The sequence below is a fragment of the Streptomyces sp. B5E4 genome, assembly GCF_039871555.1.
In the GTDB taxonomy this organism is placed as follows: domain Bacteria; phylum Actinomycetota; class Actinomycetes; order Streptomycetales; family Streptomycetaceae; genus Streptomyces.
Window position 1 is genome coordinate 316,711 of record NZ_JBDPMI010000004.1, and the last position, 24,294, is coordinate 341,004.

A 24,294-nucleotide genomic window follows, 5' to 3' on the forward strand; every position below is an offset into this window, starting at 1 on the left:
GCGGGCCGCGGCCCCGTACCGCTTGCCCGCGTCAGAGCCGGCGGAAGTTGAGGGTCTCGCCGAGCGCGCCGGCGCGCCAGAGGTCCTGGCAGGCGGCGGCCATCTCGTCGAGCCCTTCCACGACCGAGCCCCAGACGATGCCGGGGACCCAGCCGGAGTCGCCGTTGATGAGCAGGTTGTTCCGCTCGTAGAAGAGCGCGAGGTCGACGACGCTGCTGCGGCCCTGGTGCTTGGCCTCCGCCTCGTAGCCGTAGCTGGCGGTGCCGAGCACGGTGTCCGTGAAGCTGAAGTAGCACAGGTCCCCGGGGATGGGGGTCACCGTCGGGTTCTCCAGCGGCGGCTCGGCGGGCGCGAACGCGGGGAGCAGGGCGTAGATCTCGTTGCGGGCGTATTTCGCGTGGTAGACGTCGCCGCCGAGCGGTAGCGCGTTCCAGACCGCGGCGCAGGTCATGGGGGCTCTGTCGTCGAGCAGTTTCGCCGTGCAGCGGACGCCCCGCTTGGCCAGAGAGACTTCGACAAACCGTGCAGACATGCACCACTCCCTCGTTCGGTGTATCCCACGATAACGGGAGGATCACCGGCCGGAACCGACCCGCATAACTTCGGCGGGGACGGGTAGCCGCGCGCCCATGGTTCTACGTGGTGAGAACGAGACGAGAAGCGGGCCGGGCGGGCTGAGGCGCCGCTCGCTGCTCGCATCAGCCGCCGCCGTCGGCGCGGCCGGCGCGATCGGCGGCGCCGCCGGTTGCAGCCGGACGGCCGAGGCGGACGGCACCGTCGAAGGGGGTGACCTGCTCGAACAGCTGCGAGACCGCGGCGTCGTCAAGGTCGGCATCGCCGGCGAGGTGCCCTTCGGCTATATCAACGAGGACGGCGACGCCGTCGGGGAGGCACCGGCCATCGCCGAGGTCGTCTTCAAGCGGCTGGGGATCCCGAAGATCGAACCGGTGCCGGTGGAGTTCGGCGCGCTGATCCCGGGCCTGAAAGTGGCGCTGTTCGACGTCGTGTCCGCGGGAATGTATATCAACCCGGACAGGTGTGCCCAGGTGCTCTTCGCGGACCCCGACTATCTGATGCTGGACTCCTTCATCGTGAAGAAGGGCAATCCGCACGGCATCGAGGATTACAAGGACATCGCCGAGAAGGGCCTGAAGCTGGCCAGCGGCACCGCGTACGCCGAGATCGACTACGCGAAGGCCAACGGCGTCAAGGAGGTCCTGGTCCTGCCGGACCAGGTGGCCGGCCTGGAGGCCGTCGAGCAGGGTCGCGTGGACGCCTTCGCCGGCACCAGCGTCACCGTGAACAACGCGGTCAGGGGCTCCAAGCGGGCCGAGGGGACGAAGCCGTTCCAGCCGATCGTCGACGGTGAGCCCGCGTACGGCGCGGGCGGCTTCGCGTTCCGGCTGTCGGAGAAGAACCTGCGCGACGCCTTCAACGCGGAGCTGCACAAGCTCAAGGACAGCGGCGAGCTGCTGCGTATCGTCAAGCCCTTCGGCTTCACCGAACGGGAGATGACGGACCTGACGGTGAAGGAGCTGTGTCCCTGATGATGAGCTGGGAGTTCTTCCGGGAGTGGTTCCTCCCGGGCATCTGGATCACGATCCAGGTGCTGGTCTACAGCGCGGTGCTGTCCGCCGTCGTGGCGTTCGTCATCGGTACGCTGCGGACCTCGCGGTTCTGGATCGTGCGGTTCCTGGCCGGCACGTACTTCGAGATCTTCCGCGGCATGTCCGCGCTGATCTTCATGTTCTGGATGGCCTTCGCGGTGCCGCTGATGCTCGGCTGGCAGTTCGTGCCGCTGTGGTCCGGCACCCTGGCGCTCGGCCTGACCTACGGCGCGTACGGCTCCGAGATCGTCCGCGGCGCGCTGGCCGCGGTGCCCGCGGCGCAGCGGGAGGCGGGCATCGCGCTCAGCTTCACCCGCTGGCAGCGGCTGCGGCGCATAGAGCTTCCGCAGGCGTGGCCCGAGATGATCCCGCCGTTCAACAACCTGCTGATCGAGCTGTTGAAGGGCACGTCGCTGGTGTCGGTCATCGCCGTCGCCGACATGACCTTCGCCGGGAACCTGCTGCGGCTGGCGAAGAACGAGAGCGCGCCGATCTACACGCTGCTGCTGGTTCTGTACTTCATTCTCGCGTTCATCCTCACCCGCCTCATGCGGATGCTGGAGCGCCGGGCCAAAGCGGGGGTGGGCCGGGCTCCGGAGAAGAGGAACGGCTTGCTCTCCCGCAAGCTCAGCCCCAGCGGTGAGTCCATGCAGGCGAGCACTCAAGGCGCTGGAGGTCTGGGATGACGTTCGACTGGGAGGTCGTCGACGAGTTCATGCCACGGTTCTGGGACGGCGTGCTCGTCACGCTCCAGGCCCTGGCGCTCGGCACGCTGATCGCCTTCGCCCTCGGCCTGGTCTGGGCCATGGCGCAGCGCGCGCCGCAGCGGTGGGTCCGCTGGCCGGTGACCGCGGTCACCGAGTTCATCCGGAACACGCCGCTGCTGGTGCAGTTGTTCTTCCTGTTCTACGTGGTGCCCCAGTGGGGTCCGTCCATGTCCCCGCTCACCACCGGCATCGTCGGCCTGGGCCTGCACTACTCGACGTACACCGCCGAGGTGTACCGGGCGGGCATCGACGGTGTGCCGGTCGGCCAGTGGGAGGCGGCGAAGGCGCTCAGCCTGTCGCGCGGCCGGACGTGGTCGTCGGTGATCCTGCCGCAGGCCATCCGCCGGGTGGTGCCCGCACTGGGCAACTACGTGGTCGCGATGCTCAAGGACTCGCCGATGATCGCCGTCATCGGCGCGCTGGACATGCTCGGCGAGGCCCGGCAGTTCAGCAACGAGACCTTCACCACCGAGGCCATCACCGTCGTGGGCGTGGCGTTCATCGTGATCGCCTACCCCGCTTCCCTTTTGATCCGAGCCCTGGAGCGTCGCCTTGTCAACAACACCTGACACCACCGAGAACCCGCCCGTGGACGGCAGCGAGCTGATCCGCTTCGACAACGTGACCAAGCGGTTCGGCGACAACGTCGTCCTGGACGACCTGTGCTTCGACGTCTCGTCGGGCAAGCACGTGACGCTCATCGGGCCTTCCGGTTCCGGCAAGACGACGATCCTGCGGCTGCTGATGACCCTGGTGAAGCCGGACAGCGGCACCATCAAGGTCAACGGCGACCACCTCTTCCACGAGGAGCGCAACGGCAAGCTGGAGCCGGCGGGCGAGAACCACATCCGCGAGGTGCGCAAGCACATCGGCATGGTGTTCCAGCAGTTCAACCTCTTCCCGAACATGAAGGTGATGCGCAACATCACCGAGGCCCCGGTGCACGTGCTGGGGATGCCGAAGGACGAGGCGGAGACCCGCGCGCGGGAGCTGCTGGAGCTGGTGGGCCTCACCGAGCACATCGACAAGTACCCCACCCAGCTCTCCGGCGGCCAGCAGCAGCGCGTGGCGATCGCCCGCGCGCTGGCGATGCGGCCCCAGGTGCTGCTGCTGGACGAGGTCACCTCGGCACTGGACCCGGAGCTGGTGGCCGGCGTACTGGACCTGCTGCGGGACATCGCGCAGTCGACGGACATCACGATGCTGTGCGTCACCCACGAGATGAACTTCGCGCGGGACATCTCCGACGACGTGCTGATGTTCGACGCCGGAAAGATCATCGAGTCCGGGCCGCCGGAGAAGATCTTCAGCGAGCCGGAGAACGAGCGTACGCAGCAGTTCCTGAACGCGATCCTCTGAGACGCGGCGGACGCCATCAGGCGGGCGCCCTCCGGTCACGGAGGACGCCCGCCGGCGTGCTTTCCGGGGAACGGTGGGGAGTCGGACGACTACGGTGAGATACGGACAACTCTGGGGAGGAGGGGCCTTCGGGGGCTGACGGGGGGTGAACCGGGGAACACCTGAGGAGACACTTCAGGGAGACCACGTGCCGGTCCTGCACCCGCCTCCCGGGGACCAGCCCCCGGGCCGGCGACCCGAGCCGGGGAACGAACCCGCGGCACCGTTCGACTCCGTACGGCACGCCTTCCGCGTGCTGGAGTCCGCGGCCCGGCACGGCGGCGAGGGGGTGCCCGTCGCCCGGCTCGCCCGCGAGACCGGCCTCCCGCCGGGACACCTGGCGCACCTGCTGCTGACGCTGCGCAAGCAGCGCTATCTGGAGCGGCTGGAGGACGGCTCGTACGCGATCGGCGAGGCCGTGGCGCTGCTCGGCGCGGGCGGGAGCCGGACGCGGGCGGTGCACGACAAGCTGCAGCGGGAGATGAACGAGCTGCGGAAGGCGACGCGGGCGGCGATATACCTGGGCCGGTACGAGGACGGGGAGGTCCGCGTCACGCAGATAGCGGACGCGCCGGGGACGCCGCGGGTGAACGAGTGGGTGGACTTCCGCTCGGCGGCGCACGCGACGGCGATAGGCAAGTGCCTCCTGACCCAACTGGACCAGGACGCCCGCCGCGACCACCTGTCCCGCCACCGGGCGGCCCGGCTGACGTCCCGCACGATCACGAGCGAGAAGGCGGTGCTGGCAGCCCTGGACCACCAGGTGGCCACGGTCCCGACCCTGGACCTCCAGGAGTACGCGGTCGGCACGGTCTGCGCGGCGGTCCCCCTCACCGCGGGCCTGGACGTCGGCTGCGTGGCCCTGTCCCTCCCGGTCCACCAGACCCACCGCCTGCGGGCGGCGGCGGAGAAACTGAACAGGGAGGCGGCGAACCTGCTGCTGGCGCTGTCGCTGTAGCGGACACGACGGGCGGCCGGGTGCCGGGAGTACTGCGGGTGACGGCCGGTGCGCTTCCGCGCCCGGCCCCTACCCGCCGGACACCGGCTTCGGATCCCGCACCCGAGCCCGCGCAGCGGCCCGGTGCCGCAGCCGGGTTCTCCGCGCCGCCGAACCCCGCCGCGCCCCGCGCAGCGGGTCGTGCGGCGGGAGGGATTCGAACCCTCAAGCCCTGTCAGGGGCCACAGATCCTAAGTCTGCTGCGTCAGCCATTGCGCCACCGCCGCTCGCCCGGAATATTACCGGCCCCGGATCGCGGCCCCGCTACGGCGGGTTGGGCCCGGCGTCGTAGGGTGCGGCCATGCGTAGCGAACTGCCGGCCGACGATGCGTGGGCGCTCCTCGACGGCGGCCGCCGGGCCGTGCTGGGGCTTGCGGGGGCGCCCGGGGCCGGGAAGTCGACGCTGGCCCGCGCGCTCGTCGCCGAGTTGCGCGCGCGGCACGGGGCCGACGCCGCCGCGTACGTGCCGCTCGACGGCTTCCACCTCTCCAACGCCCAGCTCGACCGCCTCGGCCTGCGCGACCGCAAGGGCTCCGAGCCGAGCTTCGACGCCGCCGGCTACGCGGCACTCCTGCGCCGGCTGGCGGAGGAGTCCGGCGCCGAGGTGTACGTACCGGACTTCGACCGCGCCCTGGACGAGCCCGTCGCCGCCCGCCACCACGTCCCGCCCGGCACCCGGCTGATCGTCACCGAGGGCAACTACCTCGCCTGCGACCTCCCCGGCTGGCGCGCGGCGCGGGAGCTGATGGCCGAGGTCTGGTACGTCGACGCCCCCGACGCGGTACGCGACGCGCGGCTGATGGCGCGGCACGTGGGCTTCGGCCGTACCGCGGCCGCCTCCCGCGACTGGATCGACGCGAACGACGCCCCCAACGCGGAGCTGGTGAAGGCGTCCCGGGCGCGGTGCCACCGCGTGGTCACCGGGATGGCGGAGGGGGAGGAAGCGGCGGCGGAGGCCGCCGCCGCCGACCGCGCGCACGGCGACATCCTCGTGGTCAGCGGGCCGCCCGGTGCCGGCAAGACCACCGTCGCCCGGCTCCTCGCCCAGGAGGGCGAACTCAGCGTCCACCTCCACACCGACGACTTCTGGGCCTTCGTCACCCGCGGCGGCATCGCCCCCTACCTCCCCGCCGCCCGGCGCCAGAACGAGACGGTCGTCGCCGTCGCCGCCGGCGCCGCCGCCCGGTACGCCGCCGGCGGCTACCGCGTCGTGCTCGACGGCGTCGTCGGCCCCTGGTTCGTCGACGCCTACCGCGCCGCGGCCCGCGCCGCCGGCGTCCCCCTGCACTACGTCGTCCTGCGCCCCGACGAGCGGACGACGCTGGCCCGCGCCAGCGCCCGCACCGGCCCCGACGCGCTGACCGACCCCGAGCCCGTGCGGGCGATGCACCGGGAGTTCGCCGACCTCGGCCCGTACGAGCCACATGCGCTGGACACCGGCGGCCAGCCGCCCGAGGCGACCGCGGCAGCCGTGCGCGACGCCGTCGCGGCCGGTACGTACCGGCTCGGCTGAGGACGTACGGACACGCGAAAAAGCCCGGGCCTTCCGGCCCGGGCTCTTCGGGGTGCGTGCGCCGCCAGGGACTCGAACCCCGGACCCGCTGATTAAGAGTCAGCTGCTCTAACCAACTGAGCTAGCGGCGCAGGTCGTCTGCACGACGCCGTCCAGCATACCGGCTCTCCGGGGGTGCTCAGACACCCTCCGCGAGCCGTACCTCCCGGCCCTCCGACGCCGAGCGGCGGGCCGCCTCCAGCACCCGCAGCGTCGCCGCGGCCTCGGCGGCGGTGACCGGCGGGGGCGTGCCGGTGCGCAGGGCCTCGACGATGCCGGCGTAGTACGCGGGGTAGGCGCCGGGGAGGGAGGGGACCTGTTCGCCGCCGCCGGTGAGCGGGGACTCCCCCGCGCCCAGGCGGCCCCAGGCGGACTCCGGCTCCGCGCCCCAGGTCCCGTCGTCCCCCGGGCGGCGGCCGTCGCGCAGCGCCGCCTCCTGCGGGTCGAGCCCGTACTTCACGTATCCGGCGCGGCTGCCCAGCACCCGGAAGCGCGGCCCGAGCTGCGGGGCCATCGCGGTCATCCACAGGTGCGTGCGGACGCCCCCGGCGTGCACCAGCGCGACGAAGTCGTCGTCGTCCACCACCGAGCCGGCCCGGCGGGCGTCGGACTCGGCGTAGACGGAGGTCACCGGGCCGAAGAGGGTCAGCGCCTGGTCGACGAGGTGGCTGCCCAGGTCGTACAGCAGCCCGCCGACGTCCTGCGGGTCGGCCGAGTCGCGCCAGCCGCCGCGCAGCGCGGGGCGCCAGCGCTCGAAGCGGGACTCGAAGCGGTGGACGTCGCCGAGGGAGCCGTCGGCGAGGAGCGCGGCGAGCGTGCGGAAGTCGTTGTCCCAGCGGCGGTTGTGGAAGGCGGAGAGGAGCAGCCCGCGGGCGTCGGCGAGGGTCGCCAGTTCGTCGGCCTCGGCGGCGGTGGCGGCCAGCGGCTTGTCCACGACGACGGGCAGCCCGGCCTCCAGCGCGGCGGTGGCCAGCGGCACGTGGGTGCGGTTGGGGGAGGCGACGACGGCGAGGTCGAGGCGGTCGGCGCGGGCGAGGAGGTCGTCGGCGGTGGCGACGGTGGTGGCGTCCGGGTACGCGGCGCGCACCTGCTTCTGCCGCTCGGGGTCGCCGGTGACGACGGTGTCGAGGACGAGCCCGTCCGTGGCCGCGACGAGCGGGGCGTGGAAGACGGACCCGGCGAGTCCGTAACCGAAGAGACCGACGCGCAGCGGGGTGCCAGAGGTGCCATCCATGGCCGTCACTCAACCACACGCCTCGCGGCGCGCCAGGGGCGGGCGGGGGTTGGCGTGCGCGGTCTCTACGGGCCGGGGGTTGCGCCGGACGGGCGTCTTGCGGGCAGGCGTTGAGCCGTTCGGAGTCGCCTCGCCGATCGCCGGTACCCGGGCCGTGGCACGGTCGCGAGCATGGGACCGCGCTCCGCCTTCGCCGTCACGGCCGCCACCGCAGCCCTCTTCCTCTGTCCCGTCTCCCCTGTCGCCGCCGGTGCCGCCGGTGTCGCGGCGGCCCGGGAGCCGCCGCCCGGCCGGGCGTTCGCGCCGCGCTGCGGCGACCCGGGGGCCGGGCGGTTCCCCGTGGGCACCGCGCTGGACGGCGACGGCGCCGCGCTCCGGGCGGGCGGCGTGCAGGGCGAGCTGACGCTGCGGCTGCACAACGCCTCGGACGGGGTCTGCCGCGACGTGCACCCCGTGGCCGTGGTCGGTCACGAGGCCGCCGGGCGGCTGCGCCCTGCCGACATCCGGCTGGAGTTCCGTGACGCGAAGGCGCGGCGCTGGCGTTCGGTGGCCTTCGAGCGGACGGGCGCGGACGAGAGCGCGGGGGTGTTCGCGGGCGGCTTCCGCGGCTTCGTGCTGCGGGCGGGCGAGAGCCGGGAGGTGCCGCTACGGGTCGGCTTCGCGAAGGGCGCTCCGTCCGGGCGGGTGACCGTGAACGTGACGACGGTGCAGCGGCGCGGGGACGACGGCGAGTGGGTGGGCCAGTCGAAGGACTACGAGACCGGCATCGAGCGCGGGAGGCGGTGCTGCGGCGGGACGGGGGAACCGGGGGACTCGACGAGGCGCCCCGCGGAGCCGGGGGAGGAAGCGACGCCGGAACGCCCGCGGCGGCACCGGGAGCCGCCGGGCACGGGCGGGAGCGGGGGCCCGGGGAGACCGGAGGCACCGGCCAGGAGCGGTCGTCCGGAGGCGCCGGGGACGCGCGAAGCGCCGAGGACACCGGGAGCGCCGGGGACACCCGGAGTGCCGGGGACCTCGGGGTCTTCCGGAGAGCCGGGAGCGCCCGGGAGCCCGGAGGCACCCGACGTTCCGGCGACACCGGGAGCGCCGGGCACACCACCGGCCCCCGCGACACCGGGCGCTCCGGACGTACGGCTGGCACCGGGCCCACATGTGCCGACGGGCACACCCCCGGCGCCGAAGGGCACCGCCCCCGCACCGCAGTGGCCCGGCTCCGCACCGCCTGCCCCACCCCGGCTCCCGGACGCCGCCCCCATGCCGGAGAGCCTCGCGGCTACGGGCACGGCGGCACCCGCCGCGGCAGCCGGGGCAGCCGGCTCCCTCCTCCTCGGCACCGCCCTCCTCCTCACCATCCGCCGCCGACGCCGCACCACCGCCCACAACCCACCGCACCCGCCCCGCCCCTGACCCTCGCTCCCCCGCGCCGGGCCCGATGCCCCCGCCCCTCCCCCACACCTCTCCTTCCGTCTCCTCGGCCCCGCCCCTCCCACGCCCGGTCCGAAGTCCCCTCCCCCACTCTTCTCCCCTCCGCCCCCTCGGTCCCGCGGCTCCTGCGTCTAGGCTGGTGACCCCGTCCCCGAGGCACCGGTTGGAGAGAGCAGATGGCGGAGCGCATGCCGGTCGAGTCCTGGCTGACGGACATGGACGGGGTGCTCATGCACGAGGGCATCCCGATCCGCGGCGCCGACGCCTTCATCAAGCGGCTGCGCGACTCCGGCAAGCCCTTCCTCGTGCTCACCAACAACTCCATGTACACCCCCGGCGACCTGCACGCGCGCCTCTCCCGCATCGGCCTCGACGTGCCGGTGCAGAACATCTGGACCTCCGCTCTCGCCACCGCCAAGTTCCTCGACGACCAGCGCCCCGGCGGCACCGCGTACGTCATCGGCGAGGCCGGGCTCACCACCGCGCTGCACGACCACGGCTACGTGCTCAGCGACCACCGCCCCGACTACGTCGTCCTCGGCGAGACCCGCACGTACAGCTTCGAGGCGCTGACGAAGGCCATCCGGCTGATCGAGAACGGCGCCCGCTTCATCGCCACCAACCCGGACCAGACCGGCCCCTCCACCGAGGGTCCGCTGCCGGCGACCGGCGCCGTCGCCGCGCTCATCACCAAGGCCACCGGCAAGGAGCCGTACTTCGTCGGCAAGCCGAACCCGCTGATGATGCGCGCCGGGCTCAACCAGATCGGCGCCCACTCCGAGTCGACCGCGATGATCGGCGACCGGATGGACACCGACGTGCTGGCCGGGCTTGAGGCGGGCATGGAGACGTATCTCGTACTCACCGGGCTCACCCGGGCGGACCAGGTGGAGCGGTTCCCGTACCGGCCCTCGCACATCGTCGACTCGATCGCCGACCTCGTCGAGCTGATCTGAGCCGCGGCGGGAGCGCGCGGCGGGCACACACGTACCCGCCGTTCGGGTGTGCGGGGACCGGATCGGCGTAGTGCCGCCGCCCTGCGGATGCGCGGACCGAGCGCGTCGCGACCCTGGGAGTGAGAGCTCCCGGAGGTCCCATGCGCCCGGTCCGTGTCTGCCTCGCCGCCGTGCTTCTGCTGACGGGCGGCGGCGCCGTCTCCTGTGCCACCGACGCGTTCGCGCAGGGCGAGGTGACGGTGACCCCGTACCGCGTGCAGCGCGGCGACCCGGTCCAGGTGAGCACCGGCGCCTGCCGGGGCGATGTCGCCTCGGCGAACTCGGAGGCGTTCGAAGCGCCGGTGAACCTGCGGCCGGAGAACGTCGGCGGGCTCACCGGGCGCGGGAAGATCAAGTGGACCGTGCGGGCCGGTACGTACCCGGTGTGGGTCGACTGCGACGGGGGCCGGCGGGTGGCCAGCGGCCGGGTGGTGGTGGAGGAGCGGCACGAGCGCCCCGACCACTGGAAGAACAACTGGCACCACCAGCCCTGGTCGCCGGTGACCGCGGGCGGCGGCGGCACGGCGGAGAAGGCGAAGGAAGCACAGCAGGCGCAGGCGCGGGCGAAGGACGGCTCCGTGCCCGCCCTGCCCCTCGCCCTCGTCGGCGGCGGCGCGGCGGTCCTGGCCCTCACCTTCGTACGCCGCCGGACGCGCGGCACCGCGGCCGGACCGGGCGGCGGCACCCCCGATGGCCGATAAGCCCGCCCGCCGCCCCGGCCTCGTCACCGCCGCCGCCTGGGCCGTGCTCCTGCTCGGTCTGGCGCTCTGGGGCCGCGACCTGAGCGACGGCGCGGGCGAGGGCGCGGTCTCCGACGGTGCCGCCGCCGCGCAGGTGCTCCGCGACGGGCCCCCGGCGGCCCGCCCGTTGCCCGGATCGGCGCCCGCGGGTGTCGCGGTCCCGTCGGTGGGGGTCGAGGGCCCGGTGATCAGCCGCGGTCTCGACGGCGACGGCGCGGTGGCGGCGCCGCCGTTCGGCAACGCGAACGAGATCGGCTGGTACCGCGGCGGGGCACGGCCCGGCGCGGCCGGCGTCGCGGTCTTCGTCGGGCACATGGACACCCGCGCCAGGCCGGCGGTGTTCTACCGACTGGGCGACGTGCGCCCCGGCGAGGAGGTCACGGTGACGCGCGCGGACGGGCGGACGGCGGTGTTCACCGTGGAACGGGTGGAGACCGTCGGCAAGGACGACTTCGACGCCCAGCGCGTCTACGGGCAGCACCAGCGCGGCCGGGCCGAGATCCGCCTGCTCACCTGCGGCGGCGCGTACGAGTCGACGGCCAGGAGCTACACCGGCAACCTGGTGGTCTCCGGCTATCTCACACAGGCGAAGTGACGTCGAGATCCTTGAGGAGCTTTGCGACATGACCGGTGGCCTTGACGTTGTACAGCGCCCGCTCGACCCTGCCGTCCTCGTCCACGACGACGGTGGAGCGGATGACGCCGGTCACCGTCTTCCCGTAGAGCTTCTTCTCGCCGAAGGCGCCGTACGCCTCCAGCACCGCCTTGTCGGGGTCGCCCACGAGCGTCACCTTCAGCGACTCCTTCTCGCGGAACTTCGCCAGCTTCGCCGGCTTGTCGGGCGAGACGCCGATGACGTCGTAGCCGGCGGTGGCGAGCACGTCGAGGTTGTCGGTGAAGTCGCACGCCTGCTTGGTGCAGCCGGGGGTGAGGGCGGCCGGGTAGAAGTAGACGATGACCTTGCGGCCGCGGTGGTCGGCGAGGGACACATCCTTGCCATCCGCGTCGGGCAGGGTGAAGTCGGGGGCCGTGTCGCCGGGCTGCAGTCGCTCGCTCATGGTGCTTTCCCTACTCCTCGGTGCGGGGCGGATGTCGCACCCGAGCGTAACGGCTGACAGACTGTCGAAAAGCAGACGGACGGCGAGGACGGAGGCACCGCGGTGTCGGACGGCAGGACTCCCGCGCAGATCGAGGCGGACATCGCCCGCCGGCGGCAGGATCTCGCCGCGACGCTCGACGAGATCTCGCTGCGGGTAAGCCCCAAGAACCTGGTGGACGAGGCCAGGGCCCGTACGAAGGGCGCGGTGGACCGCACCGCCGGGCAGGCGTTCGTGGTCGCGAACCGCGCCGTCGACAACGCCCGCGGCGTGCTCGTCTCGCCCGACGGCGCCCCCCGGATGGAGCGCATCGTGCCGGTCGCGGTCACCCTCCTGGCCGTGGCCGGGCTGCTGGCGCTGGGCTCGCGCCGGCCGGGGAAGTCCCGGGGCAGGCGACGGCGCCGCTAGGGGCGCGGGTACCGTCGAGTCCGTGAATACGCCCCACGACAAGCTGCCCATCCGGATGCTCCACGACCGGGTACTCGTCCGCACCGACACCGCGGAGGGCGAGCGCCGGTCCAGCGGCGGCATCGTCATCCCCGCCACCGCGGCCGTGGGCCGCCGGCTGACCTGGGCGGAGGTCGTGGCCACGGGGCAGAACGTGCGGACGGTCGAGCCGGGGGACCGGGTGCTGTTCGACCCGGAGGACCGCGGCGAGGTCGAGGTGCGGGGCGTGGGGTACGTGCTGCTGCGCGAGCGCGACCTGCACGCGGTCGCCTCGGAGCGGCTGGAGGGCACGGAGGACTCCACGGGCCTGTACCTGTAGCGCCCGCCTCCCTGACCGGCCCCGCGCACCCGGGACGCAGCGGCACCCCGGCGGTCTTCCGCGGCGGCTTGCTACGGTGGGAGCAACCCGACGAGACGCGCCGTACCGGGTCACGCAAAGACGACGCACCCCCGTCAGTCCGACTACGGAGGTCCGTCTCATGGCCTGGGTTCTGCTGCTCGTCGCCGGTGTGCTCGAAGTGGGCTGGGCGATCGGCATGAAGTACACCGAAGGCTTCACCCGCCTGTGGCCCAGCGTGTTCACCGTCGTCGGCATCGCCGCCAGCATGATGCTGCTCGCCCAGGCCGCGAAGACCCTGCCCATCGGCACCGCGTACGGCGTGTGGGTGGGCATCGGCGCCGGCGGCGCGGCGCTGCTCGGCATGGTGGTGCTGGGCGAGCCCGCGACGGTGGCGCGGGTGTTCTTCGTCGCCCTGCTGCTGGTCGCGGTGGTCGGACTGAAGGCGACGTCCGGTCACTGATCCCCGTAACCCTGCGGCACCGGCGGTGCCGCGCCCACGGGCGACGCGGGTTCGGGTACCGGCGGCGCAGGGGGCACGGGGAGCGCCGCCGGGGCGGGGACGGGCAGGGGTTCGGGCTCCGGCACCGGGGGCGGCGTGTACGGCATCCGCTGCCGGTGGCCGACCTCCAGGTCGAAGTCGCTCGCCGGCACGTCCCACAGCGCGTCGCGCGTGTACGCGCCCCAGATCTTGGCCGGCACCCCGCCGCCGCTGATCCGGTCCTCCCCCAGCACCCCGTGCAGCGACTTCTGCGCGCCCGTCTCCGGGTCCTGCCCCATGACGCCGACCACCGTCGCCAGCTCCGGGGTGTAGCCCGCGAACCACGCCGAGCGGTCGTGCTCGCCGGTGCCCGTCTTGCCGGCCGCGGGGCGTTCGGCGATCTGCGCCTCCTGGCCGGAGCCGTTCTCGACGACGCTCTGCAGCATCGCGGTCGTCGCGTCCGCCGCCGTACGGGAGACCACGGGGTGCGGGCGCCGCGGCGGGAGCTGGAAGATCTCGCCGTTGCGGCTGAGCTTGTCCACGAGCCGGTAGCCGCCGTGGTCGCCGTGGCCGGCGAGCGTGGCGTACGCCTGCGCAAGGTCGAGCGCGCTGGGGGTGGCGGTGCCGAGGCCGATGGAGGGGTGGGCTTTGAGCTCCGGGGTGCCGGAGGGCAGGCCGAGGCGGACGGCGGTGCCGCGGACCTTCTTGGGGCCGACGTCCTGGGCCATCTGCGCATAGACGGAGTTGACCGACTCGTTGGTGGCGTCGGCGACGGTGAGGCGGCCGTACGAGACGTCGTCCTGGTTGCTCGGCGCGTAGCGGAGTGCCTTGCCCTTCTTGCCGATCACCCGGCGGTCGGTGTCGCCGTCGTACATCGTCCGCGGCGTGATCCGCTTGCCCTCCCAGTTCTTCGCCTTCTCCTGCACGGCGGCGGCGAAGACGAACGGCTTGAAGGTGGACCCGGCCTGGTAGTCGCGGCGGGTGGCGTTGCTCACGTACTGCTGGGTGTAGTCCGTGCCACCGTAGAGCGCGACCACCTTGCCGCTGGCGACGTCGATGGAGGCGCCGCCGACGCGCACGTAGGCGTCGGCGGGGTGGGATTCCGGGTCGAGGTAGTACGTCAGTTGCTCCTCGACGGCGCCGACGAAGGCGTCCTGCTTCTGGGGCTGGAGCGTGGTGACGATGCGGAAGCCGCCGGCGGCGAGGGTCTTCTCGTCGATGATGCGGTGCTCGGTCAGGTAGCTGTTGATGGCCTCGACGAGATAGCCGCGCTGCCCGGACAGGCCGGGGTCGAGCCGGGACGGCTCCGGCACGGGGAACTTCAGGCTGCCGCGGCTGCCGGGCGCGAGCCAGCCCTCCTTGACCATGCCGTCCAGCACGTAGTTCCAGCGGGCCTCGGCGGCGGGCCGGTTGTCGGGGTGCACGGCCACGTCGTACGTGCTCGGGGCCTGCAGCAGCGTCGCGAGGAACGCCCCCTCGGCGACGGTCAGGTCCTCGATGTCCTTGTCGTAGTACGCCCGGGCGGCGGCCTGCACGCCGTAGGCGTTGCGGCCGAAGTAGCTGGTGTTGAGGTAGCCCTCCAGGACGTCGTCCTTGGTGACCTCGCGGTCCAGCTTGATCGCGATGAACGCCTCGCGGAGCTTGCGGCTGATCGTCTGCGCCTGGTCGAGGTAGTAGTTCTTCACGTACTGCTGGGTGATGGTCGAGCCCGACTGGGTGCCCTTGCCGGTCAGGGTGTTGAAGCCGGCCCGGACCATCGCCATCGGGTTGACCGCGGAGTCGGAGTAGAACTCGCGGTCCTCGGCGGCGAGGACGGCCATCCGCACGTGGTCGGGGACGCGCCGCAACTCCACGCTCTCGCGGTCGACCTCGCCCTTGTCGGCGAGCTTGGAGCCGTCGGCGTAGAAGTAGTGGTTGCTCTGGGCGGTCGCCATGTCGTTCGGCCGCGGGATGTCGACGGCCAGGTAGCCGACGGCGAACGCCCCGGAGGCCAGCGCCACGGTCAGCATCGCGGCGCCCAGCAGCACTTTCCACCAGGTCCTGCGGTACGTACGCCGCCGGCGGGGCGGGGCGGGCCGGTCGGTGGGCGGGGCGGGCGGGGGCGCCGGTGCGACCTCCGTGGCGTCGTCGTCCTCCGGCTCCGCCTGGGGGCCGAAGCTCCGGGTGCCCTGTCGCATCTCCGTGTGGCTCATCTGCCGTCCGTGGGGATCGATCTCATCCGATATGACACTTGCGAGCAGTTTGTCATTAAGGATGCAGATTTCAGGGAGGTGTGGATAACCGGTCGCGGGGCTCAACCCGTCTGGACTAAAGTCGGGGCCTTTGTGCGCGGGGCTCATCGGCGGAGTCCCCTGGGGAGAGCGGGGGTGGCGGCGGCATGCGCGGTGCGGAGTCATTGCGGAACGCGCCCGCCGTGCAGGCCCTGCGGCTGTACGGGCTGGTGGCGGCCGGCGGCTTCCGCCGGTTCTCGACGTACCGCGCGGCCACCGCCGCCGGGGTCTTCACCAACACCGTCTTCGGCTTCATCCTGGCGTACACCTTCGTCGCCCTCTGGCACGAGCGCCCCCAGCTCGGCGGCTACGACCAGGCGCAGGCGCTCACCTTCGTCTGGATCGGCCAGGCGCTGCTGGCACCCGCCGCCCTCCTCGGCTACGGCTTCCAGGAGGAGTTGCAGGAGCGCATCCGCTCCGGCGACGTGGCCGTCGACCTCTACCGGCCCGCGGACCTGCAGCTCTGGTGGTGCGCCCACGACCTGGGCCGGGCCGCGTTCCAACTGCTCGGCCGCGGCGTCGTGCCGCTGGCGGTGGGCGCGCTGGCATTCGAGCTGGCGCTGCCCGCGGCGGCGCACACCTGGCTGCTCTTCCTGCTCTCCGTGACGCTGGGCTGCCTGGTGAGCTTCGCCATCCGCTACCTGGTCGGCCTCACCGCGTTCTGGCTCCTCGACGGCCAGGGGATCAACCTGATGAACTCGCTGGTGGCGATGCTCCTGTCGGGCACCCTGCTGCCGCTGACCGTCTTCCCCGGCGCCTTCGGCGACATCGCGCAGGTACTGCCCTGGGCCGCGATGCTCCAGGTCCCCGCCGACGTGCTGCTCGGCCGGCACACCGGCGCGGGCCTCGCCGGGGCGCTGGCGTTCCAGGCGGTGTGGGCGGTGGCGCTGCTGGCCGCCGGGCGGGCGATGCAGGCGGTCGCGACCCGCAAGGTGGTGGTGCAGGGTGGCTGACCTGTCCGCGGGGGTGCGGGGGTACGGGCTGATCGTCGCCATGTGGGTGCGTACGACGATGACGTACCGCATGTCGTTCGCCATGACCGCGCTCGGCAACCTGCTGATGACCGCCGCCGACTTCGCCGCGATCGCGATCATGTTCTCGCACACCGACGTGCTCGGCGGCTTCACCTTCGCCGAGGTCGCGCTCCTCTACGGCACCACCTCCACCTCCCTGGGCCTGGCCGACCTGCTGCTGGGCAACCTGGACCGGGTCGGCCGCCGGATCCGCGACGGCACGATGGACACGCTGCTGGTCCGGCCGGTGCCGGTGTTCGCGCAGATAGCCGCCGACCGCTTCGCGCTGCGCCGGATCGGGCGGGTGCTGCAGGGGCTGATCGTGCTGGCCTGGTCGCTGACGGCACTGGACGGCGTGGCGTGGACGCCGGTCGCGGTGCTGCTGATCCCGGTGATGGTGCTGTCGGGGGCGGCGATCTACGGGGCGGTGTTCGCGTGCGGTGCGGCGTTCCAGTTCTGGGCCACGGACGCGGCCGAGGTGCAGAACTCCTTCACGTACGGCGGCAACACGCTGACCCAGTACCCGCCGACGATCTTCAGCAAGGAGCTGGTGCGCGGCGTGACGTTCGTCGTGCCGCTGGCGTTCGTGAACTGGCTGCCCGCCCTGCGCGTGCTCGGCCGGGACGACCCGCTGGGCCTGCCCGGCTGGGTGGACTTCGCCTCGCCGCTGGTGGCCGCCGCGTGCTGCGCACTGGCCGGGCTGGCGTGGCGTACGGGGCTGCGCGGATACCGCAGCACGGGAAGCTGACGCGACGGTGCACACGACGCGAAGGAGGGGCCAGTGATCGAGGTCGAGGACCTGGAGAAGGTCTTCGTCGTACGCCGCCGGGCGGGCCGGCTGCGCCGTTCGCGGCACGAGGTGCGCGCCGTCGGCGGCATCAGCTTCTCCGTGCCCCGCGGCGAGATGGTCGGCTACATCGGCCCCAACGGCGCGGGCAAGTCCACCACCATCAAGATGCTGACCGGCATCCTCACCCCCAGCGGCGGCCGGCTGCGCGTCGCGGGCATCGACCCGGCGCGCGAGCGGACGAGGCTGGCCCGGCGGATCGGCGTCGTCTTCGGCCAGCGCACCACCCTGTGGTGGGACCTGCCGCTGCTCGACTCGTACCGGCTGATGCGCCGCATGTACCGCATCCCCGACGAGCGTTACCACGACAACCTGGAGCGCTGCACCGAACTGCTGGGCCTGGGCGACCTGCTGGAGGTGCCGGTGCGGCAGCTCTCGCTGGGCCAGCGGATGCGCGGCGACATCGCCGCCGCCCTGCTGCACGACCCCGAGGTGCTGTATCTGGACGAGCCGACGATCGGTCTGGACGTCCTGAGCAAGGCGAAGGTGCGGGAGTTCCTGCGCGAGCTGAACGCGGAGCGCGGCACGACGGTGCTGCTCACCACGCACGACCTGTCCGACATCGAGCAGCTCTGCAAGCGCGTCATGGTCATCGACCACGGCCGGCTGATGTACGACGGCGGCCTCGAAGGGCTGCACGCGGTCGGCGAGAGCGAGCGGATGCTCGTCGTCGACCTGGAGCGCGAGCTGCCGCCCATCGACGTCGCGGGCTGCCGCACGGTGAAGGTGGAAGGCCCGCGGCAGTGGCTCGCGTTCCCCGCGGGGGCCAGCGCGGCGCCGCTCGTCGCGGAGGTGGCCGCGCGGTGGCCGCTGGTGGACCTCTCGGTGCGGGAGCCCGACATCGAGGACGTCATCGCCCGCATGTACGCATAGGCTCGGTGCCATGACGAGCGATGAGCACCTGCCGGAGCTGCGCGCCTCGGACGCCGACCGGGAGCGGGTCGCCGACATCCTGCGTGACGCGCTGGCGGAGGGCCGGCTCGCCATGGACGAGTTCGAGGAGCGGCTGGAGGAGACGTACCGGGCGAAGACCTACGCCCAGCTCGCACCGCTCACCCGCGACCTGCCCGCCGCGGGTGCCGCGCTCGCCCCGCGCGAGGCGGCCCCGGCGGCCCCGGCGTCCGGCTGGGCCGGCCGCATCGGCGGCCGGGCGACGTCGCACCGGGGCATCGCGATCATGAGCGGCTTCCAGCGCAAGGGGGCCTGGACGGTGCCGCGGCGCTTCACGATGTTCTCGTTCTGGGGCGGCGGCGAACTGGACCTGCGCGAGGCGGACTTCGAGACGGCGGAGGTGGAGATCCGCTGCATCGCCCTCATGGGCGGCGCGCACGTCGTCCTGCCGCCGGACATGGCGCTGGAGGTGCGCGGCATCGGCGTCATGGGCGGCTTCGACCACTCCCAGACCGGCGTCCCCCACAGGCCCGGCGCCCCGCGCGTCACGCTCACCGGCTTCGCCTTCTGGGGCGGCGTGGGGACGAGCCGGAAGAAGACGAAGGCGGCCCGGCGCGCGGAGGCGGAGGCGGCCAGGGAGCAGCGGCGGCTGGCCAGGGAGGAGCGGCGCCTCGCGCGCGAGGAGCGCCGCAAGCGGTTGGACTAGTACGGGACTCGGCCGTGCCCAGGGCCGGTCCCGGGCCGGCCGCGGGTCAGAGCACGGCCTGGGCGCGGGGCTTGAGGTCCGCGGGGTCCAGGGTCAGGGCCATCTCGTGGAAGCCCAGGTCCGTCAGGTGCAGATGGTCGCCCGAGTCGTACGCGGGGTGCAGGCGCGCGGGCCGGTCCGGGTCGCGCAGGGCGGCGTCGAAGTCGAGGACCGCGTCGAAGACGTCGCCCGCGCGGATCCGCTCGTTGACCTCCTGCCGTACGCGCTCCGCCCGCGGCGTGTAGGCCGGGTGCCCCCGGAACGGCATCAGCGTCGCGCCGAGGACCCTGAGGCCCCGGTCGCGGGACTGCCGGGCGGTCTCGCGCAGCCCGGCGACGATGGCGTCCGCCTCGGCGGTCCCGGGGGACTTGAGGATGTCGTTGATGCCCAGTTCGACGATGACGGCCTTGACCCCGGTGCGGGAGAGCACGTCGCGGTCGAGGCGGTGGAGCCCGGAGGGACCGTTGCCGGGGAACTCCGTGCCGCCGTCGGTGAGTATCCGGTTGCCGCTGAGCCCCAGGTTGAGCACCCCGTAGCGCGGGGCGCCGGGTTCCTCGCGCAGCCGTACGGCGAGGTAGTCGGTCCAGCGGCGGTTGGCGCCCGGGGTGGAGGTGGTGCCGTCGGTGAGCGAGTCGCCGAGGACGGCGACGGCGCCGGTGGCGTGCTCGCTCCAGACGTCGACGGCGGTGACGTAGCGCCAGGACCGGAACTCCCGGTCGTACGCCGCCCCTTCGGCATCCCGGGTGTGGTCGCCGGCGGCCAGGTAGGAGGTCTGCAGCGCGTGCGGGTGGTACGTGACCGGGCCGGCCGGCGTCGGCGCGTAGGTCGTCACCAGCAGATCGGTGTCGGCCGGCACCCGCAGCCGCACGGGGTCGCTGGTCACCGTCCGGCCCGCGGGAATCGTCACCGCGTCGGCGCCGGCGAAGGTCAGCGGCCGCATCGTCTCCGGCTGCGCCGCCGGGGCCCCGGCCCCGGCGGCGACGGCGACGCTGGCGCGGGTGAGCGTCAGGGGCGTCCGGCCGTACTCGTTGGACAGTTGTATCCGGGCCCGGGCGCCGCCGATGGAGGTGTGCACGACGTTGCGCAGGGACATCCCCGCGAAGCCGTCCCGGGTGCCCGGCTCCGCCGCGGCCTGCGCGGCGGCCCACGTGCCGGCCCAGCCGCCGACGGACGCGGGGGCGGCGGCGTCCGCCCTGCCGCCGGCGCCCGGGGGCACGGGCGCGTCGGGGCGGTCGGTGACGGCGTGCACGCCGGCGACGAGCAGCGCCACGACCGCCACCAGGGCGGCGAGCACGGCGTAGCCCGTCCTGTTCGTCACGTCAGCCTGCTCCCCCGCGAGTTCGTCGTACGCGCCGTCTCCGGCGGTCCGCCATCTTAGCGAGGGGAGGGAGACGTTCCGGTCACAGCCCCGGTGCCGCCCGGGCCGTCGCCGGGTGTCTCCTCCGCCGGTGCGGCGGTGGCGGTGCGGTGGCCGAGGAGGCGGCGGGCGGTGATGCCGCCGGCGGCGAGCACGGCCGCGGAGACGACCAGCGTGAGGGTACAGCCGTTGTCGAAGGCCGAGGCGGCGCTCTCCAGCAGCGACCGCGAGCCGCCCGGCGGGAGTTCACCGGCGACGGCACGGGCCTCGTCGATGCTGTCGGAGGCCGTCCCGGGCGCGCCGGCGGGCAGGTCGACGGTGGCGGTGTAGACGGCGGTCAGGACGCTGCCCAGGACGGCGACGCCGGTGAGGCTGCCGAGTTCGAACGAGACCTCCTCGACCGACGACGCCATGCCGGCCCGGTGCGGTGGCGCGCCGCCGGTGATCGCCGCGGAGGCCGCGGTCATGACCGCGCCGAGCCCCAGGCCGGTCAGGATCACGGCGGGCACGACCCAGCCCGCGGCGCGCCCGGCGCCCAGCAGCGGGCCGGCGCCCGGCGTGAGCAGAAGGGTCGGCGCGACGCCGACGGCGCCGACGAGCAGGCCACCGCCGATGAGGTGGCGCGTGGGCACGCGGTAGACCGGGCCGCCGACGACGACGCCCGCCGGGATCGCGCCGATGGCCGAGCCGGCGACCACCAGTCCGGCGTGCAGAGGGCTGAGGTCGGGCACGAGCTGGAGGCGCTGGGCGAGGATCAGCTCGACGCCGGCGGTGGCGAACATCGCCAGTCCGGCGCCGAGGCCCCGGCGAGCAACTGCCGGTTGCGGAAGAGCGCGAAGTCGATCAGCGGGTACGCACGGGTGCGCTGGCGGCGTACGAAGACGGTGAACCCGGCGGCGGAGACGAGCAGCGCCGCCCCGATGTGCAGCGGTTCCGGCTCCGGCCGCGCGCCTTCCTTGATCGCCTGGGTACGTACGTGGGGGGCGGACCTCAGGACGCCGGGTCGGTCAGCGCGGCGAGCCGCCGGTGCACCGCCTCCGCCACCTCGGGGGCGAGCGTGGACTGCGCGGTGGCGTGGGACAGCCACAGCCCGTCCGCCGCCAGCCGGGCCAGGAACAGGTCGACCGCCTCCGGGTCCGGGCCGGACGGCTCGGGCGCCCAGCGGTCCGCGAACTCGTCCCAGATCCGCGCCAGCTCCGGCCGGGTCGCCGACGCGACCATGAAGACGAAGTCCGCCGTCCCGCCGCTCTGCCCGCAGCACCGCACGTAGGCCGCGGCCCGCTCGCGGGCGGTGGCCTCCTCGAACGGCTTGCCCAGCTCGGCGCGGAGATGCCCGTCCAGGGTCTCGGTCAGGTGCCGCTGGATGGCCAGCAGCAGCGCGTCGCGGTTGGGGAAGTGGTACATCAGCCCGGGTTTGGTCAGCCCGGCCTCGGCCGCGACGGCGTCGAGCGTGAGGGCGGTGATTCCCGCCCGTTCGACCACGCGGACGGCAGCTTCGAGGATCTGGGTGCGGGAGCTGGGTCGCATGGCAGTAACTTTACCAACCGGAAGGTAAAGTGACGAAGGCGGTCGCCCGCCCGCTCCGGGGACACCGGGAACCCGTGGTCCGTTCCTGAAGTGAAAGATGGTGACGAGCCCGGGGACAATGGCCCCTGAGGGAACGGCGTGAGCGGACGGAGCGCGATGGATCTGCCGGCAGCGGACGGACCGGGTGGCTTTGCCTACACGGACGCCGACGCGGAGAAGCGGCGCGGCGTGCGCCGGATGAAGACCATCGCCACCGGCCTGCTGCTGCTCGCCGCCGTGGTCTTCACCCTCGCGCGCTGGGCACAGCACAACGGCGCCGGCGCCTGGTCGGGCTATGTCGCCGCGGCGGCCGAGGCGGGCATGGTCGGCGCGCTGGCGGACTGGTTCGCGGTCACGGCGCTCTTCAAGCGGCCCCTCGGGCTGCCCATCCCGCACACCGCGATCATCCCCACCAAGAAGGACCAGCTCGGCCAGAGCCTCGGCGACTTCGTCGGCGAGAACTTCCTCTCCGCCGACGTCGTACGCGGCCGGCTGCACGCGCTCGGCCTCGGCAGCCGCGTCGGCGGCTGGCTCGCCGAGCCCGCCAACGCCGACCGCGTCACCGCCGAGGCGTCGACCGTGCTGCGCGGCGCGCTGACCGTCCTGCGGGACCACGACGTCCAGGCCGTCGTCGGCGAGGCCATCAACCGCCGGGCCGCCGCCCTGGAGGTCGGCCCCGGGCTCGGCAAGCTGCTGGAGAGGATCGTCGCGGACGACGGCCACCGCCGCGTCGTCGACCTGGTCTGCGAGCGCGCCGAGTCCTGGCTGATCCTCAACGGCCCTTCGGTCGTCGGGGCCGTCACCGGCGGCGCGCCCGGCTGGACCCCGAGGTTCGTCGACCGCCGGGTCGGCGAGCGGGTCTACAAGGAACTGCTGCGGTTCATCGGCGAGATGCGGGAGTCGCCGGAGCACCCGGCGCGCGGCGCGCTCGACCGGTTCCTCTCGGACTTCGCCGCCGACCTCCAGGGCGACACCGCGACCCGGGCGCGCGTCGAGCGGCTCAAGGGTGAGCTTCTGGCCCGCGACGAGCTGCAGGACTTCATCGCCGCGGCGTGGACGTCGCTGCGCGGCATGATCGTCGGCGCGGCCGAGGACGAGCGCAGCGAGCTGCGGCTGCGGGCGCGGGCGGCGCTGCTGTCGTTCGGGCAGCGGATGGCGGCCGACGAGCGGCTGCAGGCGAAGGTCGACGGCTGGGCGGAGGACGTCGCGACGCATGTGGTGACGACGTACCAGCACCAGATCACGTCGCTGATCTCGGACACGGTCGCGGGCTGGGACGCGGACCAGACGTCGCGCAAGATCGAGGCGAACATCGGCCGGGACCTGCAGTTCATCCGCATCAACGGCACGGTGGTGGGCTCGCTCGCGGGGCTGGTCATCTACACGGTGTACCGGGCGGTCGCGGGCTGAGCGCGGGGCGGTCGCCACCCGGCCCGGGCGGGGCGGCGCCGCGTGAGGATGCGCGCAGACGCCGCGTGCGCCGCGTACGCGACGGTGAACGGAAGGGAGGACGGCCCCGATGCTCCGCATCCTCGACGCCGCCACGCGCTGGCGCATGCCTCTACCGCCACCCGGGTCCCACGGGCTGAACAGGGTCTTGCGGACCGAACAGCGGGCAACGGATGATCGATCGATCGTGGAGAGGGGAGTCATCACATGAAGCTGCTGCGTGTCGGACCGCCGGGGAGCGAGCGCCCGGCCCTGCTGGACGACGGAGGGACCCTGCGGGACCTCTCCGGAGTCGTGTCCGACGTGGACGGAGCGCTGCTGTCCGACGACGCGGCGCTCGCCCGCGTACGGGACGCCTCCGCGGCCGGCGAGCTGCCGGCGCTCGACGCCGAGGGGCTGCGCACGGGTCCGCCGGTGGCCCGGATCGGCAAGATCGTGTGCATCGGGCTGAACTACCACGACCACGCGACCGAGACCGGCGCGGCGATCCCGGCGGAGCCGATCCTCTTCATGAAGGCCCCGGACACGGTGGTGGGCCCCGAGGACACGGTGCTCGTGCCGCGCGGCAGCGAGAAGACGGACTGGGAGGTGGAGCTGGCGGTGGTCATCGGCCGTACGGCCCGCTACCTGGAGTCCGACGCGGACGCGCTGGCCGCTGTCGCCGGCTACGCCGTGGCGCACGACGTCTCCGAGCGCGAGTTCCAGCTGGAGCGCGGCGGGCAGTGGGACAAGGGCAAGAACTGCGAGACGTTCAACCCGCTGGGCCCGTGGCTGGTGACGGCCGACGAGGTGCCGGACCCGCAGGCCCTGGGGCTGCGGCTGTGGGTGAACGGCGAGAAGCGGCAGGACGGCACGACGGCGGACCAGATCTTCCCGGTGGCCCATGTGGTGCGGTATCTGAGCCGGTTCATGACGCTGTACCCGGGTGATGTGATCAACACCGGTACGCCGGCGGGGGTCGCGATGGGCATGGCGGAGCCGAAGCCGTACCTGCGCGCGGGGGACGTGGTGGAGCTGGAGGTCGACGGCCTCGGCCGGCAGCGGCAGGAGATCAAGGGAGCGTAGGCGCAGCACACACC

26 protein-coding genes, 2 tRNA genes and 1 riboswitch are annotated in these 24,294 nt (G+C 73.3%); of the genes, 19 read left to right on the plus strand and 9 right to left on the minus strand.

All coding sequences use genetic code 11. The features are described 5' to 3' along the window. Positions 1-31 precede the first annotated feature (31 nt). The gene (locus ABGA99_RS08490) at positions 32-532 is read right to left on the minus strand and encodes a DUF3830 family protein (protein WP_347576693.1); all 501 of its coding nucleotides are present in this window, start codon (positions 530-532) and stop codon (positions 32-34) included. 97 nt (positions 533-629) lie between these two features. Here ABGA99_RS08490 and ehuB point away from each other — a divergent pair, with 97 nt between their 5' ends. From ehuB to ABGA99_RS08515, 5 genes are all read left to right on the plus strand, one after another. After that, positions 630-1,547, plus strand: coding sequence for an ectoine/hydroxyectoine ABC transporter substrate-binding protein EhuB (gene ehuB / locus ABGA99_RS08495; RefSeq protein WP_347576694.1), 918 nt, complete (start codon positions 630-632; stop codon positions 1,545-1,547). Continuing rightward, entirely contained in the window at positions 1,547-2,293 is a 747-nt protein-coding gene (ehuC, locus tag ABGA99_RS08500; protein ID WP_347576768.1) for an ectoine/hydroxyectoine ABC transporter permease subunit EhuC, read from the plus strand. The genes ehuB and ehuC overlap by 1 nt, the downstream gene beginning before the upstream one ends. Further along, positions 2,290-2,943, plus strand: coding sequence for an ectoine/hydroxyectoine ABC transporter permease subunit EhuD (gene ehuD / locus ABGA99_RS08505; RefSeq protein ID WP_347576695.1), 654 nt, complete (start codon positions 2,290-2,292; stop codon positions 2,941-2,943). The genes ehuC and ehuD overlap by 4 nt, the downstream gene beginning before the upstream one ends. Next, the gene (ehuA, locus tag ABGA99_RS08510; RefSeq protein ID WP_347576696.1) at positions 2,927-3,733 is read left to right on the plus strand and encodes an ectoine/hydroxyectoine ABC transporter ATP-binding protein EhuA; all 807 of its coding nucleotides are present in this window, start codon (positions 2,927-2,929) and stop codon (positions 3,731-3,733) included. Before ehuD ends, ehuA begins: the two co-directional genes overlap by 17 nt. Positions 3,734-3,920: 187 nt before the next feature. Continuing rightward, the gene (locus tag ABGA99_RS08515; protein ID WP_347576697.1) at positions 3,921-4,730 is read left to right on the plus strand and encodes an IclR family transcriptional regulator C-terminal domain-containing protein; all 810 of its coding nucleotides are present in this window, start codon (positions 3,921-3,923) and stop codon (positions 4,728-4,730) included. Between the two features lie 181 nt (positions 4,731-4,911). Here the strand turns inward: ABGA99_RS08515 and ABGA99_RS08520 are convergent. Beyond that, positions 4,912-4,996, minus strand: a tRNA-Leu gene (locus tag ABGA99_RS08520). 74 nt (positions 4,997-5,070) lie between these two features. On the opposite strand from ABGA99_RS08520, the gene ABGA99_RS08525 reads away from it, so the two are divergent. Beyond that, positions 5,071-6,282 (plus strand): nucleoside/nucleotide kinase family protein, encoded by a 1,212-nt coding sequence (locus ABGA99_RS08525; protein ID WP_347582428.1) that lies wholly within the window; start codon positions 5,071-5,073, stop codon positions 6,280-6,282. A gap of 57 nt (positions 6,283-6,339) precedes the next feature. On the opposite strand, the gene ABGA99_RS08530 is transcribed toward ABGA99_RS08525, so the two are convergent. Then, positions 6,340-6,413: transfer RNA gene (locus ABGA99_RS08530), tRNA-Lys, on the minus strand. Positions 6,414-6,460: 47 nt separating this feature from the next. Then, complete coding sequence (locus ABGA99_RS08535; RefSeq protein ID WP_347582429.1) at positions 6,461-7,555, minus strand: Gfo/Idh/MocA family oxidoreductase; 1,095 nt, start codon at positions 7,553-7,555, stop codon at positions 6,461-6,463. Between the two features lie 171 nt (positions 7,556-7,726). On the opposite strand from ABGA99_RS08535, the gene ABGA99_RS08540 reads away from it, so the two are divergent. The 4 genes from ABGA99_RS08540 to ABGA99_RS08555 all read left to right on the plus strand — a co-directional run bounded on the left by ABGA99_RS08540 (position 7,727) and on the right by ABGA99_RS08555 (position 11,310). Then, positions 7,727-8,962 carry a hypothetical protein gene (locus ABGA99_RS08540; protein WP_347582430.1) on the plus strand — a complete coding sequence of 412 codons (1,236 nt, stop codon included), beginning with the start codon at positions 7,727-7,729 and terminating at the stop codon, positions 8,960-8,962. A 194-nt stretch (positions 8,963-9,156) separates the two neighbouring features. Next, a complete protein-coding gene (locus ABGA99_RS08545) occupies positions 9,157-9,936 on the plus strand; it encodes an HAD-IIA family hydrolase (protein WP_347576701.1) in 780 nt (259 codons plus the stop codon). A 140-nt stretch (positions 9,937-10,076) separates the two neighbouring features. Further along, entirely contained in the window at positions 10,077-10,676 is a 600-nt protein-coding gene (locus ABGA99_RS08550; RefSeq protein WP_347582431.1) for a hypothetical protein, read from the plus strand. Next, the gene (locus tag ABGA99_RS08555; RefSeq protein WP_347576704.1) at positions 10,666-11,310 is read left to right on the plus strand and encodes a class F sortase; all 645 of its coding nucleotides are present in this window, start codon (positions 10,666-10,668) and stop codon (positions 11,308-11,310) included. Before ABGA99_RS08550 ends, ABGA99_RS08555 begins: the two co-directional genes overlap by 11 nt. Here ABGA99_RS08555 and bcp read toward each other — a convergent pair. After that, positions 11,294-11,773, minus strand: a complete 480-nt coding sequence (gene bcp, locus ABGA99_RS08560; RefSeq protein ID WP_347576705.1) for a thioredoxin-dependent thiol peroxidase — start codon at positions 11,771-11,773, stop codon at positions 11,294-11,296. The two genes, ABGA99_RS08555 and bcp, sit on opposite strands and share 17 nt — an antisense overlap. Before the next feature lie 102 nt (positions 11,774-11,875). Between bcp and ABGA99_RS08565 the strand changes: the two genes are divergently transcribed. The 3 genes from ABGA99_RS08565 (at position 11,876) to ABGA99_RS08575 (ending at position 13,059) form a co-directional block, all read left to right on the plus strand. After that, positions 11,876-12,220, plus strand: a complete 345-nt coding sequence (locus ABGA99_RS08565; protein ID WP_347576706.1) for a DUF3618 domain-containing protein — start codon at positions 11,876-11,878, stop codon at positions 12,218-12,220. Between the two features lie 55 nt (positions 12,221-12,275). After that, positions 12,276-12,578 carry a co-chaperone GroES gene (locus ABGA99_RS08570; protein WP_101426562.1) on the plus strand — a complete coding sequence of 101 codons (303 nt, stop codon included), beginning with the start codon at positions 12,276-12,278 and terminating at the stop codon, positions 12,576-12,578. Positions 12,579-12,643: 65 nt separating this feature from the next. Then, positions 12,644-12,708: riboswitch (guanidine-III (ykkC-III) riboswitch) on the plus strand. 30 nt (positions 12,709-12,738) lie between these two features. Beyond that, on the plus strand, positions 12,739-13,059 hold the full coding sequence (locus ABGA99_RS08575) for a multidrug efflux SMR transporter (protein WP_347576707.1): 321 nt from the start codon (positions 12,739-12,741) through the stop codon (positions 13,057-13,059). Here ABGA99_RS08575 and ABGA99_RS08580 read toward each other — a convergent pair. Then, on the minus strand, positions 13,053-15,269 hold the full coding sequence (locus ABGA99_RS08580; protein WP_347576708.1) for a transglycosylase domain-containing protein: 2,217 nt from the start codon (positions 15,267-15,269) through the stop codon (positions 13,053-13,055). The genes ABGA99_RS08575 and ABGA99_RS08580 overlap by 7 nt on opposite strands. 185 nt (positions 15,270-15,454) lie before the next feature. On the opposite strand from ABGA99_RS08580, the gene ABGA99_RS08585 reads away from it, so the two are divergent. The 4 genes from ABGA99_RS08585 to ABGA99_RS08600 are packed head-to-tail and all read left to right on the plus strand — an operon-like array spanning position 15,455 to position 18,804. Continuing rightward, entirely contained in the window at positions 15,455-16,300 is an 846-nt protein-coding gene (locus tag ABGA99_RS08585) for an ABC-2 family transporter protein (RefSeq protein ID WP_347576709.1), read from the plus strand. Positions 16,301-16,340: 40 nt separating this feature from the next. Then, positions 16,341-17,108 (plus strand): ABC transporter permease, encoded by a 768-nt coding sequence (locus tag ABGA99_RS08590; RefSeq protein ID WP_347576769.1) that lies wholly within the window; start codon positions 16,341-16,343, stop codon positions 17,106-17,108. Between the two features lie 33 nt (positions 17,109-17,141). Beyond that, the gene (locus ABGA99_RS08595; protein ID WP_347576710.1) at positions 17,142-18,080 is read left to right on the plus strand and encodes an ATP-binding cassette domain-containing protein; all 939 of its coding nucleotides are present in this window, start codon (positions 17,142-17,144) and stop codon (positions 18,078-18,080) included. 10 nt (positions 18,081-18,090) lie between these two features. Then, positions 18,091-18,804 (plus strand): DUF1707 domain-containing protein, encoded by a 714-nt coding sequence (locus ABGA99_RS08600; protein WP_347576711.1) that lies wholly within the window; start codon positions 18,091-18,093, stop codon positions 18,802-18,804. 46 nt (positions 18,805-18,850) lie between these two features. On the opposite strand, the gene ABGA99_RS08605 is transcribed toward ABGA99_RS08600, so the two are convergent. The 3 genes from ABGA99_RS08605 to ABGA99_RS08615 form a co-directional block, all read right to left on the minus strand. Continuing rightward, complete coding sequence (locus tag ABGA99_RS08605; protein WP_347576712.1) at positions 18,851-20,161, minus strand: SGNH/GDSL hydrolase family protein; 1,311 nt, start codon at positions 20,159-20,161, stop codon at positions 18,851-18,853. 56 nt (positions 20,162-20,217) lie between these two features. Beyond that, positions 20,218-20,982 (minus strand): hypothetical protein, encoded by a 765-nt coding sequence (locus ABGA99_RS08610; RefSeq protein WP_347582432.1) that lies wholly within the window; start codon positions 20,980-20,982, stop codon positions 20,218-20,220. A gap of 208 nt (positions 20,983-21,190) precedes the next feature. Further along, a complete protein-coding gene (locus ABGA99_RS08615; RefSeq protein ID WP_347576714.1) occupies positions 21,191-21,727 on the minus strand; it encodes a TetR/AcrR family transcriptional regulator in 537 nt (178 codons plus the stop codon). A gap of 156 nt (positions 21,728-21,883) precedes the next feature. On the opposite strand from ABGA99_RS08615, the gene ABGA99_RS08620 reads away from it, so the two are divergent. Continuing rightward, complete coding sequence (locus ABGA99_RS08620; protein ID WP_347582433.1) at positions 21,884-23,176, plus strand: DUF445 family protein; 1,293 nt, start codon at positions 21,884-21,886, stop codon at positions 23,174-23,176. A gap of 246 nt (positions 23,177-23,422) precedes the next feature. Then, the gene (locus ABGA99_RS08625) at positions 23,423-24,280 is read left to right on the plus strand and encodes a fumarylacetoacetate hydrolase family protein (protein ID WP_347576716.1); all 858 of its coding nucleotides are present in this window, start codon (positions 23,423-23,425) and stop codon (positions 24,278-24,280) included. The last annotated feature ends 14 nt before the right edge of the window (positions 24,281-24,294 follow it).

Excerpts from the sequence above, each read along its gene's own strand:
- ABGA99_RS08555 (WP_347576704.1), top strand. The coding sequence starts at position 10,666 with ATGGCCGATAAGCCCGCCCGCCGCCCCGGCCTCGTCACCGCCGCCGCC.
- bcp (WP_347576705.1), bottom strand. The coding sequence starts at position 11,773 with ATGAGCGAGCGACTGCAGCCCGGCGACACGGCCCCCGACTTCACCCTG.
- ABGA99_RS08610 (WP_347582432.1), bottom strand. The coding sequence starts at position 20,982 with ATGTTCGCCACCGCCGGCGTCGAGCTGATCCTCGCCCAGCGCCTCCAG.
- ABGA99_RS08545 (WP_347576701.1), top strand. The coding sequence starts at position 9,157 with ATGGCGGAGCGCATGCCGGTCGAGTCCTGGCTGACGGACATGGACGGG.
- ABGA99_RS08585 (WP_347576709.1), top strand. The coding sequence starts at position 15,455 with ATGCGCGGTGCGGAGTCATTGCGGAACGCGCCCGCCGTGCAGGCCCTG.
- ABGA99_RS08625 (WP_347576716.1), top strand. The coding sequence starts at position 23,423 with ATGAAGCTGCTGCGTGTCGGACCGCCGGGGAGCGAGCGCCCGGCCCTG.
- ABGA99_RS08550 (WP_347582431.1), top strand. The coding sequence starts at position 10,077 with ATGCGCCCGGTCCGTGTCTGCCTCGCCGCCGTGCTTCTGCTGACGGGC.
- ABGA99_RS08525 (WP_347582428.1), top strand. The coding sequence starts at position 5,071 with ATGCGTAGCGAACTGCCGGCCGACGATGCGTGGGCGCTCCTCGACGGC.
- ABGA99_RS08490 (WP_347576693.1), bottom strand. The coding sequence starts at position 532 with ATGTCTGCACGGTTTGTCGAAGTCTCTCTGGCCAAGCGGGGCGTCCGC.
- ABGA99_RS08620 (WP_347582433.1), top strand. The coding sequence starts at position 21,884 with ATGGATCTGCCGGCAGCGGACGGACCGGGTGGCTTTGCCTACACGGAC.
- ABGA99_RS08540 (WP_347582430.1), top strand. The coding sequence starts at position 7,727 with ATGGGACCGCGCTCCGCCTTCGCCGTCACGGCCGCCACCGCAGCCCTC.
- ABGA99_RS08575 (WP_347576707.1), top strand. The coding sequence starts at position 12,739 with ATGGCCTGGGTTCTGCTGCTCGTCGCCGGTGTGCTCGAAGTGGGCTGG.
- ABGA99_RS08570 (WP_101426562.1), top strand. The coding sequence starts at position 12,276 with ATGCTCCACGACCGGGTACTCGTCCGCACCGACACCGCGGAGGGCGAG.
- ABGA99_RS08535 (WP_347582429.1), bottom strand. The coding sequence starts at position 7,555 with ATGGATGGCACCTCTGGCACCCCGCTGCGCGTCGGTCTCTTCGGTTAC.
- ABGA99_RS08615 (WP_347576714.1), bottom strand. The coding sequence starts at position 21,727 with ATGCGACCCAGCTCCCGCACCCAGATCCTCGAAGCTGCCGTCCGCGTG.
- ehuC (WP_347576768.1), top strand. The coding sequence starts at position 1,547 with ATGATGAGCTGGGAGTTCTTCCGGGAGTGGTTCCTCCCGGGCATCTGG.
- ABGA99_RS08600 (WP_347576711.1), top strand. The coding sequence starts at position 18,091 with ATGACGAGCGATGAGCACCTGCCGGAGCTGCGCGCCTCGGACGCCGAC.
- ABGA99_RS08580 (WP_347576708.1), bottom strand. The coding sequence starts at position 15,269 with ATGAGCCACACGGAGATGCGACAGGGCACCCGGAGCTTCGGCCCCCAG.
- ehuD (WP_347576695.1), top strand. The coding sequence starts at position 2,290 with ATGACGTTCGACTGGGAGGTCGTCGACGAGTTCATGCCACGGTTCTGG.
- ABGA99_RS08590 (WP_347576769.1), top strand. The coding sequence starts at position 16,341 with ATGTGGGTGCGTACGACGATGACGTACCGCATGTCGTTCGCCATGACC.
- ehuB (WP_347576694.1), top strand. The coding sequence starts at position 630 with ATGGTTCTACGTGGTGAGAACGAGACGAGAAGCGGGCCGGGCGGGCTG.